At 52.8% G+C, this 15,274-nt stretch carries 12 protein-coding genes; 3 read left to right on the top strand and 9 right to left on the bottom strand.

From position 1 onward, the window contains the following. Positions 1-519: 519 nt before the first annotated feature. The 5 genes from AC2FI8_RS14705 to xylF form a co-directional block, all read right to left on the bottom strand. Entirely contained in the window at positions 520-747 is a 228-nt protein-coding gene (locus tag AC2FI8_RS14705; RefSeq protein ID WP_496779828.1) for a hypothetical protein, read from the bottom strand. A 680-nt stretch (positions 748-1,427) separates the two neighbouring features. Next, positions 1,428-2,735, bottom strand: a complete 1,308-nt coding sequence (xylA, locus tag AC2FI8_RS14700; RefSeq protein WP_496769336.1) for a xylose isomerase — start codon at positions 2,733-2,735, stop codon at positions 1,428-1,430. Positions 2,736-2,743: 8 nt separating this feature from the next. Continuing rightward, complete coding sequence (locus tag AC2FI8_RS14695; protein ID WP_496779830.1) at positions 2,744-3,547, bottom strand: ATP-binding cassette domain-containing protein; 804 nt, start codon at positions 3,545-3,547, stop codon at positions 2,744-2,746. Further along, the gene (locus AC2FI8_RS14690) at positions 3,547-4,845 is read right to left on the bottom strand and encodes a sugar ABC transporter permease (protein ID WP_496725577.1); all 1,299 of its coding nucleotides are present in this window, start codon (positions 4,843-4,845) and stop codon (positions 3,547-3,549) included. Before AC2FI8_RS14690 ends, AC2FI8_RS14695 begins: the two co-directional genes overlap by 1 nt. Positions 4,846-4,908: 63 nt before the next feature. Then, positions 4,909-5,928, bottom strand: a complete 1,020-nt coding sequence (gene xylF / locus AC2FI8_RS14685) for a D-xylose ABC transporter substrate-binding protein (protein ID WP_155150139.1) — start codon at positions 5,926-5,928, stop codon at positions 4,909-4,911. A gap of 151 nt (positions 5,929-6,079) precedes the next feature. Here xylF and AC2FI8_RS14680 point away from each other — a divergent pair, with 151 nt between their 5' ends. Next, a complete protein-coding gene (locus tag AC2FI8_RS14680) occupies positions 6,080-7,297 on the top strand; it encodes an ROK family protein (RefSeq protein ID WP_496779826.1) in 1,218 nt (405 codons plus the stop codon). Continuing rightward, entirely contained in the window at positions 7,287-8,798 is a 1,512-nt protein-coding gene (locus AC2FI8_RS14675) for a CRTAC1 family protein (RefSeq protein ID WP_496779824.1), read from the top strand. The genes AC2FI8_RS14680 and AC2FI8_RS14675 overlap by 11 nt, the downstream gene beginning before the upstream one ends. Here the strand turns inward: AC2FI8_RS14675 and AC2FI8_RS14670 are convergent, their stop codons facing one another. From AC2FI8_RS14670 to AC2FI8_RS14655, 4 genes are all read right to left on the bottom strand, one after another. After that, positions 8,799-10,100: a cytochrome-c peroxidase gene (locus AC2FI8_RS14670; RefSeq protein WP_496779822.1), complete on the bottom strand. Its 1,302-nt coding sequence runs from the start codon at positions 10,098-10,100 to the stop codon at positions 8,799-8,801. A gap of 1 nt (position 10,101) precedes the next feature. After that, positions 10,102-11,049 (bottom strand): aldose epimerase family protein, encoded by a 948-nt coding sequence (locus tag AC2FI8_RS14665; RefSeq protein WP_496779820.1) that lies wholly within the window; start codon positions 11,047-11,049, stop codon positions 10,102-10,104. Further along, complete coding sequence (xylB, locus tag AC2FI8_RS14660) at positions 11,046-12,503, bottom strand: xylulokinase (protein ID WP_496779818.1); 1,458 nt, start codon at positions 12,501-12,503, stop codon at positions 11,046-11,048. The genes AC2FI8_RS14665 and xylB overlap by 4 nt, the downstream gene beginning before the upstream one ends. Before the next feature lie 231 nt (positions 12,504-12,734). Next, on the bottom strand, positions 12,735-13,514 hold the full coding sequence (locus AC2FI8_RS14655) for an MOSC domain-containing protein (RefSeq protein WP_496779816.1): 780 nt from the start codon (positions 13,512-13,514) through the stop codon (positions 12,735-12,737). A 397-nt stretch (positions 13,515-13,911) separates the two neighbouring features. Between AC2FI8_RS14655 and AC2FI8_RS14650 the strand changes: the two genes are divergently transcribed. Further along, entirely contained in the window at positions 13,912-15,231 is a 1,320-nt protein-coding gene (locus AC2FI8_RS14650; protein ID WP_496738318.1) for an ABC transporter substrate-binding protein, read from the top strand. The last annotated feature ends 43 nt before the right edge of the window (positions 15,232-15,274 follow it).

Here is a 15,274-nt window from a genome sequence, read left to right as displayed (position 1 = left end):
CCAACGTTCCAATCGCGTACAGCTCAGGCGATGTTCCTGTCGTTTGCATGACTGTAATGGCAAGCAAGCAGTTATAGGTTCCGAGTGCCACTGTGTCCAAGCCAAGCGACAACCTGTTATCGGCACCCACGTCGCGGCTGGCTTCCAGCAAGTAGTAAACCCAGCAGAGAGTAACCGTACGGCGAGTGTTCCCATTTCCCGTTTGCAGCTAAACCGGCGGACAATTCACCGATTTTTGGCAGTAAGAAAAGGAAAGCATAGCCAAGTCCGATCCCAGATGAAAAATCAGATAGCCAGCTCGCTAGAGAGGGGAATCTCCGAAAAAAAGACACGCAGAAGACGTGGACAGTGCCGATGACTACAATCGATGTTATCGCGAGGTATGTCGACGCGTCGAACACTGCTAAGATCCAATGAACACATTGCAACCTGATGAGACACTCGATGGGATTAAAAGCACAACCCAGAATTTGAAGAATATGCGTAGAGACTTTCTCAGAAAACGTTGCGACTAGATCGTTAGATTTCCAATTGTAATGAACAATCAACGGCAGCTTTGTCTGCATAGCTGCTGTCCAAGGCTCCAAAGCACTGCATCTTTGATTTAACGTCCGCTTCCAGTGCATTGCCGCCGTCACTAAGGCCTAGTGCTGCACTAGCAGCGAAGGTCTGCTTGGTGGCCACAATTACTTTTTGAAGTTTGACAGAAGGGTTCGATCGCAAATAGCGGTAAACCCTTTTTCCCATCACCTTCCTTTCGTGGGCCAGCGGGATTTGGACAAGCCAAACGCCCTTGGCCGTCAGGGTGAGGGCGCGGCCCTCCCCCTCGGGCAACGCTATTAGACAGGACCGTGTCCTCGGCTATGCCTGCGGGCCGCACCACCGCTATCGAATAGCATTGCCTCGCCCCCTCCCGCGTCCGCCACGTGGCAGATCGGCAGAAACAGGCAGCTTCGCTGTCTGATCTGCAAATCAGCCCAGATTTTCCAAAAGGGAAGCCAGATCAAACGAAACCCTCTGCGGGAGAATTAAAATGGGAATTTTGGGTCAGTTTAAGACGCAGAGGCCAAAATCAATTGATGTCCAACATCGGGGGTGCCTTCCGATGTCGAACGTTCACCCCGTTTTTGGTCCAACTGTGACGGTTGGGTCAGGTTCGTGTGACGTTCAACAGTAAATGTGGAACGTCACTGATATTTGACTCAATCGACGGCCAAAACCTCATTAAATCGGTCAATCACGTCATTCATTTCTGACCCAAACGTCAAGCATTTGTGACCCAAAAAGAATTGCGGCCGTTTGACCAGATCAAGGAAAGGATTTGTCTTTATGGACGGGCTATGAACAAAACCTCCCCTCGCGTCCTCAGAACCGAGGGCGGCTTGGCGTGACTTTTGACAACAGCGGAAAATACCTAAGTTTGGCAGTTAAACAAATCTGTTCAAATAATTCTCTAGTATTTCCTGGCGTCCAGATTGCGGCTCTGGGTTTATTCCGTCACTTAAAACGCGAGCGAAAATTTCATCCAGGCTGCTGCTTAACATGGACTCCGCTTTTGGAGATTTCCAACCGGAATACCGTTGCGAAAGCGCGTTTTCCAAACCTCCATCTTCAATCATTGCAGCCGCTGCTTTCAAACCGCGCGCGCATATGTCCATTCCACCGATATGAGCCGCCACCAGATCGACGGCGTCAATCGATTGTCGGCGAATTTTGGCGTCGAAATTAGTGCCACCGGTGGTAAAACCACCGGCCTTCAAGATGTAATAGTAAGCTAGGGCAACTTCCGGTGTATTGTTCGGGAATTGGTCTGTATCCCATCCAGACTGATAGTCGTTGCGGTTCATATCAATCGAACCCAGCATTCCTTCTGCGGCCGCGACCGCAATTTCATGCTCAAAGCTATGCCCGGCAAGGATCGCGTGGCCCTGCTCGAGATTCAGTTTCACTTCGTTCTCCAACCCGTACTTCCTGAGAAATCCGATGCAAGTAGCTGCGTCATAGTCGTATTGGTGCTTGGAAGGCTCCTGAGGTTTCGGTTCTACAAGAATGGTACCTTTGAACCCGATCTTGTGCTTGTACTCTACGACCATGTTTAAAAACCGGCCCATGTGGTCCAGTTCGGTTTTCAGATCCGTGTTCAGCAGGGTCTCATAGCCTTCACGTCCGCCCCAAAGAACATAGTTTTCGCCGCCAAGCTTGTGGGTCGCGTCGATACAGGATTTTACTGTCGCTGCGGCGTATGCAAAAACGTCAGGGTCTGGATTAGTACTGGCGCCGGACATCCAGCGACGATGGCTAAACATATTGGCCGTACCCCAAAGAAGCTTGGTGCCTGAAACCTGCATCTTTTCACCGATGTAATTGGTGATCTCTTCCAAGGCATTGAGGTTTTCAGCAAAGTTGCCTTGCTCGGGACGGATGTCAGCGTCGTGCCAGCAAAAATAGGGTTGACCCAAAAGTTCAAACATCTCGAAAGCGATATCGGCCTTCATGCGGGCCCGTCCCATGTCGTCCTGCGGATGCCATGGGCGCTCCAGGGTGGGTCCTCCAAAGGGATCCCCCCCTTCCCATGCAAAGGAATGCCACCAGGCCACTGCAAACCTCAGATGGTCTTCCATGCGTTTACCCAAAATCACTTCATCGGGGTTGTAATGCCGGAAGGCCATTGGGTTTTGACTATCCACGCCCTCATATTGGATCCGTTCGATCCCATTGAAAAATCCGCTTGTCATACCTGACCCTATTCTGCTTTTTGCGTTGGCTGTTTGCCGAGAATGATCATCGACAAAAGATCGTCATCAGTGACGTCTGCGATATCGACCGTGCCAACCAGTTTTCCGTTCTTCATGACCGATGCGCGGTCGCACAGTTCCATGACGGCATGCACGTCATGATCGATCAGGAATATCCCAATGCCTTGCGCCTTTAGCTTGTGGATCAAATCCGCCACCATCTGAGTTTCATGCGGCCCAAGCGCTGCTGTCGGCTCATCCATGATCAAAATACGTGCGTTGAAGTAGACAGCCCGAGCGATCGCCACTGATTGTCTTTGCCCCCCTGACAAGGCGGAAACCGGATCATTGAACTTCTGAAAGTTCGGGTTGAGCTGCGCCATGATTTTTCGGCACTCGGCCTCCATGGCTGCGTCGTTGACCAAACCAAAAGGCGTCGTCATCTCGCGCCCCAGGAACAGGTTTGATGTCGCGTCCAGATTGTCGGCCAACGCGAGCGTCTGATATATCGTTTCGATATTGTTTGCCCGGGCGTCACGGGGATTGCCAATCTCGACCGGCTTGCCATCGATCAGGATCTCGCCGTGGTCCATCTGATAGGCACCGGACAATACCTTGATCAACGTGGACTTTCCGGCCCCGTTATGGCCAAGTAGACCAACGACTTCACCCGGATAGAGATCGACCGACACATGGTCGACGGCCTTGACCCCACCAAAGGAAATCGAGATGTCGCGCATCTCGACCAACGGCGGCGCGCCTGAACCGCGCCCGGTGCCGGAAGGTTTTTTCTGCATATCCTGTGCTTGCATCATTTTGCCCCCAGTCGTTTGCGATAAACGATGTCGATATAGACAGCCAACACGAGGACGCTGCCGACCACGATGTTCTGAAACGGCGCGTCAACGCCAACCATTGCCATGCCCGATTGCAGCGCCTGCATGATCAATGCGCCAAGGATCGCGCCATAGATAGTGCCGATGCCGCCGGACAATGCGGTTCCTCCTATCACTGCAGCGGCGATGACGCGCAGTTCGTCCAGCGTGCCAATGTCGTTTGAGTGGTTTGCCAGACGCGCCGAGGCGACCACAGCAGAAACGGCGCACAGGAAGCCCATAAGCGCAAAAATCTTCACGGTCAGCAGCCGAGTATTGATGCCAGAAAGCTCTGCCGCATCCGGGTTTCCGCCGGTGGCAAAGATGTAGCGTCCAAACCGGGTTTTTCGCGCCACAATTGTCAGCGTGACGGCCACGATAATCAGAATGAGGACAGAAATCGGTATGCCGTATCCTACAACCAGCCCCTCTGGCATTGTCTCGCCGCGCGCTTCGAACATACGTTGCAGACGGCGCGTAGGAATGGCGTAGCTGTTTACGATGTAAACGTACCCAAGGATAGCAATTGCGATTATCCCGGCCAGAGTGGCCTCGGCCCAAACAGGTTTTACCGGGAAACCATGTGACGCTTTTGCGCGGCGACCACTCCACAACGCCCAGATCGCGATCGCGGTGGCGAACAACCCAAACAGCCAGCTTGTCGACGTGCCCAGTGTTCCGTTGGTCCCGCCAAACATCAGGAATGTACTATCCAGAGGACCAATCGTCTGGCCGCTGGTCAGATACCACGCCACGTTTCTCCACACCAGAAATCCACCAAGCGTGACGATGAAGGCTGGTATCGTCAGATAGCCGACCATCCAGCCATGAAACGCACCAATCAGTGTGCCGACAAACAGGCCAACGACAATTGTGATCGCCCAGGTTGCCGGATTGTTCAAACCCATCCCAAGTATTTGCGGCAAAAGCTCGGTTTGCGTCATAGCCATCACGGCCGAGGTTGTTGCCAGCAGCGCTCCTACCGACAAGTCGATGTGGCGAGTGACGATAATGAACACCATTCCGCACGCCATAATGGCCACTGAAACCGTCTGGATGGAGAGGTTGAACAGGTTCCGAGGCGTCAAGAACCGTCCGTCCGTGAAGATGTTGAACCCGATACACAGGATGACAAATGCGCCGATCATTCCTAAAAGCCGCATATCCAGTTCCAGTTGCTGGAACAGGCTGGGTTTCGCTTTTTCAGGTATCGGCTGAGACGAAGTTTCGGTCATTTCCGATCTTTCATATTCAGCATTTGCCCCAGGCCCAGACTAAGAGGCCTAGGGCTGAGTGGTTTAGTTACAAGGGGCAGGTCCGTTTTCAACGCCCTGGCAAAGATCTTCCAGCGGGATCCATCCGGCATCAACAACCACGGACAAGTTGTCCTTAGTGATTGGAACAGGCGCTAGGAAAACCGAGTTCATCTCGGTTCCACCTGGTGACGTCCAGCTCACTGCACCTTCGACATCAGCAGGGCTTGTCCCACCGCTCAACGCAACAGCAATTTCGCCAGCGGCCTTTCCAAGTTCGCGAGCATCCTTCCAAACCGAAACCGTCTGAGTTCCCAATGCGACACGGTTCAATGCTGCGTGGTCGCCGTCCTGACCGGAAACCGGAATGCCTTCCATGCCCTGCGCGGTCAGCGCAGCAACAACACCGCCTGCAGTACCGTCATTCGACGCAACGACTGCATCCACGTTGTTCTCGTTCGCGGTCAGGATTTGTTCCATGTTCCGCTGGGCGTTCGCGGGCAACCAGCCATCGGTATAGGCTTCACCAACGATTACGATGTCACCGCTGTCCACTGCTGCTCCGATAATTTCCTGCTGTCCACCCCGCAAGAAATCTGCGTTCGGATCAGTAGGAGAGCCCTTGATCATCACGTAGTTGCCTTTGGGCATGGCCTCAAAGACAGCCCGAGCCTGCATTCTGCCGACTTCCACATTGTCGAAAGTCAGATAGAACGCACGGTCATCCTCAATCAGGCGATCATAAGCAATGACCGGAATACCTTCGTCAGCCGCAGCCTGAACAGCCGGTCCGATTGCTTGCGCGTCTTGGGCCAAAATAATAAGCGCGTCTACACCTTGGGCGATCAGGCTTTCGATGTCCGATAACTGCTTTGCGGAAGACGATTGCGCGTCCGCCGAAATGTACTCGGCACCACCTGCTTCAAGCGCTGATTTAATTGCCGCCTCATCCGTTTTCCAACGCTCTTCCTGAAAGTTCGACCAGCTTACGCCAACCACTGGCTCTGCGAATGCGGTCGAAGCCAACAAAGTGGCCACAGCCGAAAAGCTGAGAATTCTTTTCATGATTTCCTCCCATTTGCCGAGCCATCGCATTTCGATTCGCGGCTCTCACAAATTTGAATACCATATTTATTTCAGCCAGTAAAATATTTACTCTACAAGAGGCAGGCAAATTCAAATAGATTGGACCAACAGCAAGATTCGCGAGGACAAGATGCTGAAAAGCAAAGCCTCTCCGGTTTCTTTGGAACAAAGAAATACGACCCGCCTGCGGGTATTGGAGCACATCAGAGCCAAAGGGTCCGTCTCGCGGATCGATATTGCATCCGCCTTGCAAACCAGCCCTGCGACCGTCACCGCTGCCACGGCTGATCTCATCTCGGCCGGGCTAGTCAAAGAGACTGAAAGCCGGGCACAATCCAAGTCGGGGAAGAGAGGCAGACCCAGAGTATTGCTGCAATTGGACGGCCAGATGTATCTTGTAGCCGGTCTCAAGGTGGCTCGGCAAGTGATCTCGGTTATCTTGGTCGACTTTGAAGGAAACGAAGTCGCATCCCATAAATATGCTTTGGATCACGCCAGGATGTCGCCGCAAGAATTTGTATCGGCGATCCGCGAAGCTCTTGAAGAAACCTGCAATCAGATCGATCGTTCTGTCGCTCATTTGGCAGGTGTTTCTATCGGGGTCGCTGGACTGGTCGATGCAAACAAGAATTTTGTCCACTGGTCATCCTCGATTAATGAGAGAAATATTGATTTTAGCCACTTGCTTTCAAATGCGCTGCCCTGCCCCGCATTCGTCGACAACGACGCCAACCTCGTCGCCAAGGCCGAACAGCTTTTCGGCTTGGGCAAGGGCCTAAAGAATTTCCTCGTCGTTACGATCGAACACGGTGTTGGCCTTGGCATCGTATTGGACGGTAAACTATATCGTGGAGAACGAGGTTGCGGCGCTGAGTTTGGGCACACCAAAATTCAACTTGACGGGGCCCTATGCCAATGCGGGCAACGCGGGTGTCTAGAAGCCTATGTGGGCGACTATGCTTTGATCCGCGAGATGACGGTAACTGGTCATACCAACGACATGGACTCCATTTCCGACATTCATGACCGCGCCAACTCGGGTGACGCCAGAGCTTCGTCGGTGCTTGCCCGCGCAGGTCAGATGTTTGGCCTCGGGATTTCCAACCTGATCAACTTGTATGACCCAGAGTGCATTATCGTCTCGGGGGCACAAATGAGCTTTGAGCATTTGTGTTCCAACGAAGTTATGACCCGCATTCAAAGCGGCGTTGTGAATGTCGATGCACCTTTACCCCAGATCAAAGTTCATCACTGGGGTGACATGATGTGGGCCAAGGGGGCGGCAGCCTATGGAATTGAACAAATCTCAATTCTCAAGGTCAAGGAGCTGACGTCGAATGCGTCTTGAGTTTGCGATATTTGCGACTCTGGGCACAGTTGCGAATGCGGGCGCTGTTATTCCCCAGTTTACAAATGTGGAAGTACCAAAACATGTCTATGATGGCGGGTGGGAGCATTTTGTCGGCGGTGGTGTGGCCGTTTTCGATTGCAATGGGGACTCGCTGCCAGAACTCTTTTTGGCTGGCGGTTCCAACCGATCTCAACTGTTCATCAATACCTCGAAGGAACAGATAGCATTTCAGGCAAAGACGCCTGAAGATCTTTCGCTGGCCGGTGTGACCGGCGCCTACCCTCTCGACTTTGATAGCGACGGGTTAGTAGATCTGGCGATTTTGCGTGTTGGCCCAGACCTGCTTCTTCGGGGCCATCCCGACTGCCAATTCAGCCCTTTTACTGAACTCGGGATTCAGTCCGAGGATCACTGGACCACAGGGTTCTCGGCAACATGGGAAAGCGGGCAAGCTTTACCGACCTTGGCGTTTGGCACCTATGTTGATCGGTTTGATCCCGAAGGTCCCTTTGAATCCTGCGGCCCAACCCTTTTGTACCGTCCAGAAGGCGACTCGTATCGTGAGCCGCTGCATCTTGAGCCCGGCTACTGCTCACTTTCCATTTTGTTTTCGGACTGGGCCCGAACTGGCCGCGCAGATCTTCGCGTCAGCAACGACCGCCACTACTATGTTCGCGGCGGTCACGAGCAGTTATGGGCGATGGAACCTGAGCCTCGGCAATACTCAGAAGGCGAAGGCTGGCTTCCATTTTCGATCTGGGGAATGGGGATCGCCTCTCGGGACCTTACAGGAGATGGATTTCCCGAAGTTTATCTGACCTCTATGGGTGACCAGAAACTCCAGATTTTTGACCCAGTGACAAACGGCCCGACCTGGCGCGATGCAACTTACGAAAAGGGTACGACCGCTCATAGACCGCATATCGGCGGAGACGGAAGGCCATCCACCGGGTGGCACGCACAGTTTGGCGACGTCAACAACGACGGCCGGGACGATATATTCGTGGCCAAGGGAAACGTAGAACAGATGCCCGATGCGGCTCTGAACGACCCCAATAACCTACTACTACAGAACTCCGACGGTCAGTTTATTGAAGCTGCAGCAGATGCCGGCATCGCTTCGATGACTAAATCACGCGGCGCGGCCCTTGCCGACCTAAACAATGACGGTCAGTTGGATCTTGTTGTCGTCAACCGAGGTTTTGAGCTCGAAGTCAGCCAGAACTCTTCTCAGGGTGGCAACTGGCTATTGATTGATGTCACTCAGGATCAATCCAATCAATCAGCAATTGGTGGATTTATTGAAGTCAAAACCTCGCTGGGCGTTCAGACCCGCGAGCTCACAATCGGCGGCGGTCACGCTGGTGGTATCGCTGGGTTTCAGCATTTTGGACTTGGGAGTGAGGACCAGGTGCAGGTTCGTATGATCTGGCCGGATGGATCGAAAGGCGAGTGGTTGGACTATCAGCCCAACCAAATCATACGTCTTTACCGCTGATTACTTGTCGACCGGCAACCCGCTTGGAACTTGGTCGGGCACACCTAGCCGCTCTGCCGGGTCTTCAAGGCTTGCCAGAAATCTGAGAAGAGCGTCGATTTCCTGATCCGTCAGGCTTATTTTCGACAAGCCGTTGCTTTGGGCAATCGCCTCCACGTGCTGATGGTCCGACATTGCCCTTTGATCTTTGGGGCCCGGGAAGTCCGGCAATGCGGCCAACTCGATCGAGTAGTTTTCCAACGACGAAACCGCGTCCAGATGATGCCGTACGATGTCCTCAAGTTCGGCAAAAGCTCCGTTGTGTCCGTAAGGAGCTGTCAGTGTCACGTTACGCAAAGATGGCGTGCGGAAAGCAAACGCGTCGTCGGGATCACCGGTCACGCGAAGACGCCCGTCGTCCCTGACATGGTTTTCAAATCGCGCCGCCTTTCCCGGGCCGATCTGCGGCATTGCGATCGAATGAAACTTGTGATCCGTCTGAAACCAGCCCGAATGGCAGTTGCTGCAGCCAGCCTTTCCATAGAACAGGCCCATGCCAATTTCGGCCTCTTCTGACAATTCAGCCTCACCTCGCATCGCACGATCGAAGAGGCTGTTATCCGCGCGCCACTCGAACGCGATGAAGTCTGCGATTACGTTGGCAATTGCCGTGAACGTAACTCCATCATCCGGCGCTATATCCTCAAACCTCTGCTCGTACTCTGGAATGGCCGCAACACGTTCTGCAATCAGATCCCACGCACCGCCTTGCTGTGTCAGAAATCCGAGGCGAACCGCTTTGCTCACGTCATTCTCAGAATAGTGACCCGCCATTTCGTCTGGCGACAAAACCGGGAACATGGCTTGTGCGGCCAGCGCTGAATTGAAACCAGACCGCATATGAGTACCCAACGGGGTTCTGATACCATCAGGTTGCGTTGGGTCTGCCTCTAGTCGCCCATCATGGAAAAACGTCGTGAACTCAGTAGCTCCGAGGTTCCAAAGCCCTGGTGAGTTTCGAGGAATACGTTGTTCCGGGGTATTCCCTGGGTCCAATGTCCGCTCTGGACCCAACCCAATTCCCCCTTCCCCTATACCAAGGGAAACACCGTCGGACGTGCCAAGCCTGGGATGATGACAGGTCCCGCAGCTAATATTCTTGTTGCCAGACAAAATCGGGTCATAGAACAGCAAACGCCCCAACTCAGCACTTGCAAAGTCGGGCTCAAGGAACTCCGGCAGAGAACCAAGCGATTGGGCGCGCGCACCATCCTCCGCTGAGATTGTTGAGCCGATAATCAAGAATAGCGAAACTGCTCTCATGTCATTCCTCAGAAACTTCTAGAATAAGTTCCTGCCGATACGGATACTCCGGAGTATACATGATTGAAGGAAACGACGAGATATTCGGTGCGTTGGGGTAACCCGATGGCTCGATACACACACCACGCGAAGTGCGCCGCAGTTTTGTCAGCTCATAGCCCGAATACACCTGTGCTCCCGGTTGGTCAGAGTAGACTGTCAACGCAAGGCCAGAAGGTGAAGTGAGTTCCGCCACCGGAGCCTTTGGGCCGCGATCATGATCAAAGCAAAAATAATGATCGATCCCTTCGGGAGCACTGCCAATCGTTTTGGGCGTTGAAAAATCCAACGCTTTGTCGGTGGTCGCAAGCAACCTGCCCGACGGGATACCCTGATCGTCGATTTTCAGATACCGATTTGAAGCGAGTCTAAGCTTGTGCCGATCTACGCCTTCTGCAGCACCCAAAGTGTAGTAGTTGTGTTGCGCAACGCTTATCGGCGTCGGCCGGTCAGGCTGCGCAGTTATTGAATAGACCAAGCGTGAGCCCTGTAGGCGGATCCTGACTTCGAACCTGATAGTCCCCGGAAAGCCTCCCTCTCCGTCGTGAGAAACGTAGCTCAGCAAAACCTCGTTCTGTGCAATCTGTTCGAGTTCCCAAAACTGTTTAGACAGCCCATCGTCGCCGCCATGCAGGGTGTTTTTGCCCTCATTGGCGTTCAGTTCAAAACTGGCACCATCCAAGTCAAACGTCGCGCCTCTGATCCGGTTGGCAACGCGCCCAACAATTGCGCCCAGGTAACGCGTATCGGCGAGATACTCTTTTGGGTCCTCGAACCCAAGGATGAGCGGGACGTCCTTGTACCACCAACCCTGCGTGATTGCCCCATAGTGCAGGACCGAAACACGCATACTTCCATCGGTAAGAATAGCAGTTTCAATCTGATGGGGCTTACCCGTTTCTGGATTCATCTTACCGCCAGCGGCGCAAGCGCCTCATAGAATTGCTTATATCTCCGGTATTCGTTTTCGTAGGTATCAATGAGATCGCCTCGTGGTTCAATGCGTTCCTGAATTTCCGGCGGTGTCATGACTTGCGCCGGCTCAGCGCCGTTGGCAGCACATATCCCGAGGCGCGCAGCGCCCAAAGCGGCACCGAACTCGCTGCCTTTTGGCAAATCCAGTGGAACTTGCAAAACAGTAGCCAATGTTTCCAGCCAGAACCGAGATCGTGCTCCTCCCCCTACTGCCATAAGGCTATTTGGCTGGGTTCCGGTGCTCTTCAGTGCTTCTAGGCAATCTCTCATTCCAAAGGAAACACCCTCCATTACGGACTGGGTCAACTCAGCTGGTTCCGACGAGATGTCCACGCCCAAAAACGCGCCTCGAATATGGCTATTGTTATGCGGCGTCCGTTCTCCTGACAGATATGGTAGGAAGGTGATCGCTGTAGGTCCATTCAGTTTTTCAGGCATAGCTGAAGCGAGTCTTTCCACGGGTTCGCCCAGATTGCGAGCAAGCCAGTTCATGCTGTTCGTTGCTGAAAGCATAACACCCATTTGTATCCACCGATCAGGAACCGCATGACAAAAACAGTGCACGGCTGTTTCCGGATCAGGAGCATAGGCTTCCCGCGCAACAAGCAATACGCCAGACGTTCCGAGTGAGACAAAACCGGTGCCGTCGTTGGTGCTCCCGATCCCGCAGGCAGCGGCAGCATTGTCGCCAGCACCTCCAGCCACGACAACCGGATTCGAAAGCCCCCACTCCTGCCTCAATCGGGTCTTCAACTCTCCACCCGGATCACTGCCTTCGACCAAGCGCGGCATCTGCTCGACACGCATGTGACCTATGGCTAGCGCCTTTTCTGACCACTGCCGAGTGTCAACGTCCAGCCAGGATGTTCCTGCGCTGTCAGACATGTCTGAAACATATTCGCCAGCCAGCCAAAACCGCAAATAATCTTTCGGCAGCAATACCTTGCCGACCTTTGAGAACACATCCGGCTCATTCGCACGCAACCATTCGAGTTTCGGCGCCGTAAACCCCGGGAATACGATGTTTCCCGATATTGCGCGCATCTCTGGTGTTTGATCTAGTGTCCCCGCTTCGTCGGCTGACCGAGTATCGTTCCAAAGAATACAGGGCCTCAATACTTCGCCATCATGATCCAGTAGTGTAGCGCCGTGCATGTGTCCGCTTAGGCCAATACCTCGCAATTTTGAGAATGCTTGCTGGTTGCCAATGCGAAGCTTCCCAACAACCTCTTCGCAAGCGTTGGTCCAATCCAAAGGATCCTGCTCAGACCAGCCAGGCTTAGGCGTCGAAGTGGAAATGCTGACTTCGGCATCACCGACAACGTGTCCTGTGTCATCTACCAGAATCCCGCGGAGACCTGACGTTCCCAAATCTAAGCCCAGATACATTGAGCACCACCCGCCTATATATTTTAATGATTAAAATTATTTGAAACAGGGATCTTGTCAAGGCTCCGTCAAAGGAGTGCCCTCCAATCGTATCTGGATCAGAAAGCACGAACGCGACAACCTTCGATACCCAGGATAGCCAAAAGAAAGACAGAGCAAGAGTTGAGTTTAATCGTTTGACCGAATATGGCTCAAACCTCTTAGAAAAACCACTTTGCCAGGAGGCAAGGTTTAAGCGAGTATTTCCCCAGTTTGACCGACCGTTAGCGTTCCACCATTAACCACTTCGACATAAACGCCCATATCCATATGGCCCATCAGTTTCCGAATAAGGTAGGGTATATTCAAGTCGCGCTCGGCCGTTTTCGGGTTCACTTCAGTTGCTGCACACCTTTTCGTACGTGAGAGTATCTTCAACTCGACATCGCCAAATCTTAAAACTGATCCAACTGCATCCAGCTCAGCAAACGAAGGTAAACCGTCTATCTCAATATTCGCTCGGAAGCGCGCCGGGTGGATTTCTGCGTTCAGTTGTTCGCCCAACTTTTTCACAGAGGCCAGATTCAAAACGGATATCGCGTTCATCATTTGCGGTGATACGACAGATACATCTGTAAACCTATGAGGAGCAGAGGAGACAAACTTTGGCAGCTCTGGATCTCTTAAATTGATCTCTGAGGAAAGGTACTCTGCCGCATTCTTCCTATCTTCAGACTCTCGCATGTCAAAGCGTCGTTTCTTTCCGTTCGCATTGATCTCAAGTGCCTGGGACTCAATTTCAAAGCCGGTCTGAATGCCTGCCAGTGCAGCCTCGTTCAACAAAACGACAAAACGATCTTTCGGCAGTGGCATTGGGTTCTGCATGTCGAAACCGGAGTTGTAGCGAGCAAATCCGAACAGGCGATCGCCCGGAATGCCCCCTCCTGCTCGCAGCGCCACAGTTCGCATAGGCTCGGAACTCAAGCCTTTTATTGGGTAGCGGTTCAATCGGACGATGGAGAGATTTTTCATACGTCTGCACCTGACCACAAAGAGTTATGCACGGTCCCGAGTTGTCCACGCTATTTGAAGTTATCTCGAGTGCTCAAAGGTATCGACCAAGTAATCTTTGAGCGCTTCAGAAGCGGGTTCGCTGAACCTGTTGGCCGCATGACGGCTGCGCCCATTTAAGTCGAATTTAAGTCGATATGACCATACAATACCTCGCTGCCGAAAATACATGCGCATCAAGTCCAAAGAATATTTTCTTTAGGAATCAATGACTAAGAGACAAAATTGGCGATCTCTTTCGGGTTTATGAGGTACGAACCTCAAAAATATCTAGACTTGAGGTGCGTACCTCAAATAGCCTTGGAGGTATGCCGCGATTCGCACATCCTCGATTGACGGCGAAAAAAGGGAGGAATGGATGACTTACACAAAACTGGCTTCGGTCAGCACAATAGTCCTTGCCGCTACTACTCTTTCTACCAAGGCAAATGCTGAAGATCTGACACTATGTTGGGCGGCATGGGACCCGGCCAACGCGCTTGTCGAACTATCAAAGGAATTCGAAGCAGAATCCGGCCACACAATGAATTTCGAATTTGTTCCTTGGCCAAATTTTGCGGACAGGATGCTGAACGAACTGAACTCCGGCGGTAAGCTCTGCGACCTGCTGATTGGTGATAGCCAATGGATCGGCGGTGGCGCTGAGAATGGCCACTATGTCCAGCTGAACGACTTCTTCGATGCTGAAAGCATAAGCATGGACGATTTCGCACCTGCAACAGTTTACGCCTATTCGACCTGGCCCAAGGGTACACCAAATTACTACGCACTGCCCGCGATGGGCGATGCGAATGGTTGGTTCTACCGCAAGGATTGGTTCGAAAACCCTGAAATCCAAGCCGCGTACAAAGAAGCGACTGGTCAGGACCTACGCGAGCCTCAGTCTCAGAAAGAGTTGTTGCAGATCGCGCAGTTCTTCCAAGGTCGTGAAATCGACGGCAAGACTGTGTATGGGGCTGCAATCTTTACCGAGCGCGGCTCGGAAGGGATCACCATGGGTGTCACCGGGGCCCTGTATCCGTGGGGTTTCAAATACGAAAACACTCCTGGATCATATGATATGGAAGGTGCTGTAAACTCACCGGAAGCGGTTGAGGCTCTGGAGTTCTATAAAGAGTTCTACAAAACGGCGACGCCTCCGGGATACACGAACTCTTACATGGGTGAGAGCTTGGATGCATTTAAATCCGGTCAGGTCGCCATGGCTATGAACTGGTTCGCGTTCTTCCCGGGTCTCTATGCCGATCCAAATACCGGCGGTGACAAGATCGACTTCTTTGTGAACCCACCACAAAATCAGGCAGGCTCGACACTGGGCGGACAAGGTATTTCTGTTGTCAGCTACTCTGACAAACAGGACGCCGCGCTTGAGTACATAAAGTGGTTCGCGCAGCCGGAAGTTCAGGCCAAATGGTGGGAACTTGGCGGTTACTCGGCACATAACTCGGTGCTTGAAGATCCTGGTTTCGTGGACAGCCAACCGTTTGCCGGTGATTTCCTAGAAGCAATGGGTGGGGTGCAGGATTTCTGGCAAGAGCCTGCCTATGCGGAACTCCTGTTGGCAATGCAGAAACGCATCCACGACTACGTGGTTGCCGACCAAGGGACAGCTCAAGAAGCGCTTGATCTTTTGATCGAAGATTGGACGGAAGTCTTCGAAGACGAAGGCAAGCTGTAACCCGGACGCAGGCAGGAGCGGGTGCGAACCCGCTCCACCTTCT

This window comes from Ruegeria sp. CDSB029 (assembly GCF_059611125.1).
This window is presented reverse-complemented; position numbering and strand designations above follow the sequence as displayed.

Excerpts from the sequence above, each read along its gene's own strand:
- xylA (WP_496769336.1), bottom strand. The coding sequence starts at position 2,735 with ATGACAAGCGGATTTTTCAATGGGATCGAACGGATCCAATATGAGGGC.
- xylB (WP_496779818.1), bottom strand. The coding sequence starts at position 12,503 with ATGTATCTGGGCTTAGATTTGGGAACGTCAGGTCTCCGCGGGATTCTG.
- AC2FI8_RS14690 (WP_496725577.1), bottom strand. The coding sequence starts at position 4,845 with ATGACCGAAACTTCGTCTCAGCCGATACCTGAAAAAGCGAAACCCAGC.
- AC2FI8_RS14675 (WP_496779824.1), top strand. The coding sequence starts at position 7,287 with ATGCGTCTTGAGTTTGCGATATTTGCGACTCTGGGCACAGTTGCGAAT.
- AC2FI8_RS14705 (WP_496779828.1), bottom strand. The coding sequence starts at position 747 with ATGGGAAAAAGGGTTTACCGCTATTTGCGATCGAACCCTTCTGTCAAA.
- AC2FI8_RS14680 (WP_496779826.1), top strand. The coding sequence starts at position 6,080 with ATGCTGAAAAGCAAAGCCTCTCCGGTTTCTTTGGAACAAAGAAATACG.
- xylF (WP_155150139.1), bottom strand. The coding sequence starts at position 5,928 with ATGAAAAGAATTCTCAGCTTTTCGGCTGTGGCCACTTTGTTGGCTTCG.
- AC2FI8_RS14650 (WP_496738318.1), top strand. The coding sequence starts at position 13,912 with ATGACTTACACAAAACTGGCTTCGGTCAGCACAATAGTCCTTGCCGCT.
- AC2FI8_RS14670 (WP_496779822.1), bottom strand. The coding sequence starts at position 10,100 with ATGAGAGCAGTTTCGCTATTCTTGATTATCGGCTCAACAATCTCAGCG.
- AC2FI8_RS14665 (WP_496779820.1), bottom strand. The coding sequence starts at position 11,049 with ATGAATCCAGAAACGGGTAAGCCCCATCAGATTGAAACTGCTATTCTT.
- AC2FI8_RS14655 (WP_496779816.1), bottom strand. The coding sequence starts at position 13,514 with ATGAAAAATCTCTCCATCGTCCGATTGAACCGCTACCCAATAAAAGGC.
- AC2FI8_RS14695 (WP_496779830.1), bottom strand. The coding sequence starts at position 3,547 with ATGCAAGCACAGGATATGCAGAAAAAACCTTCCGGCACCGGGCGCGGT.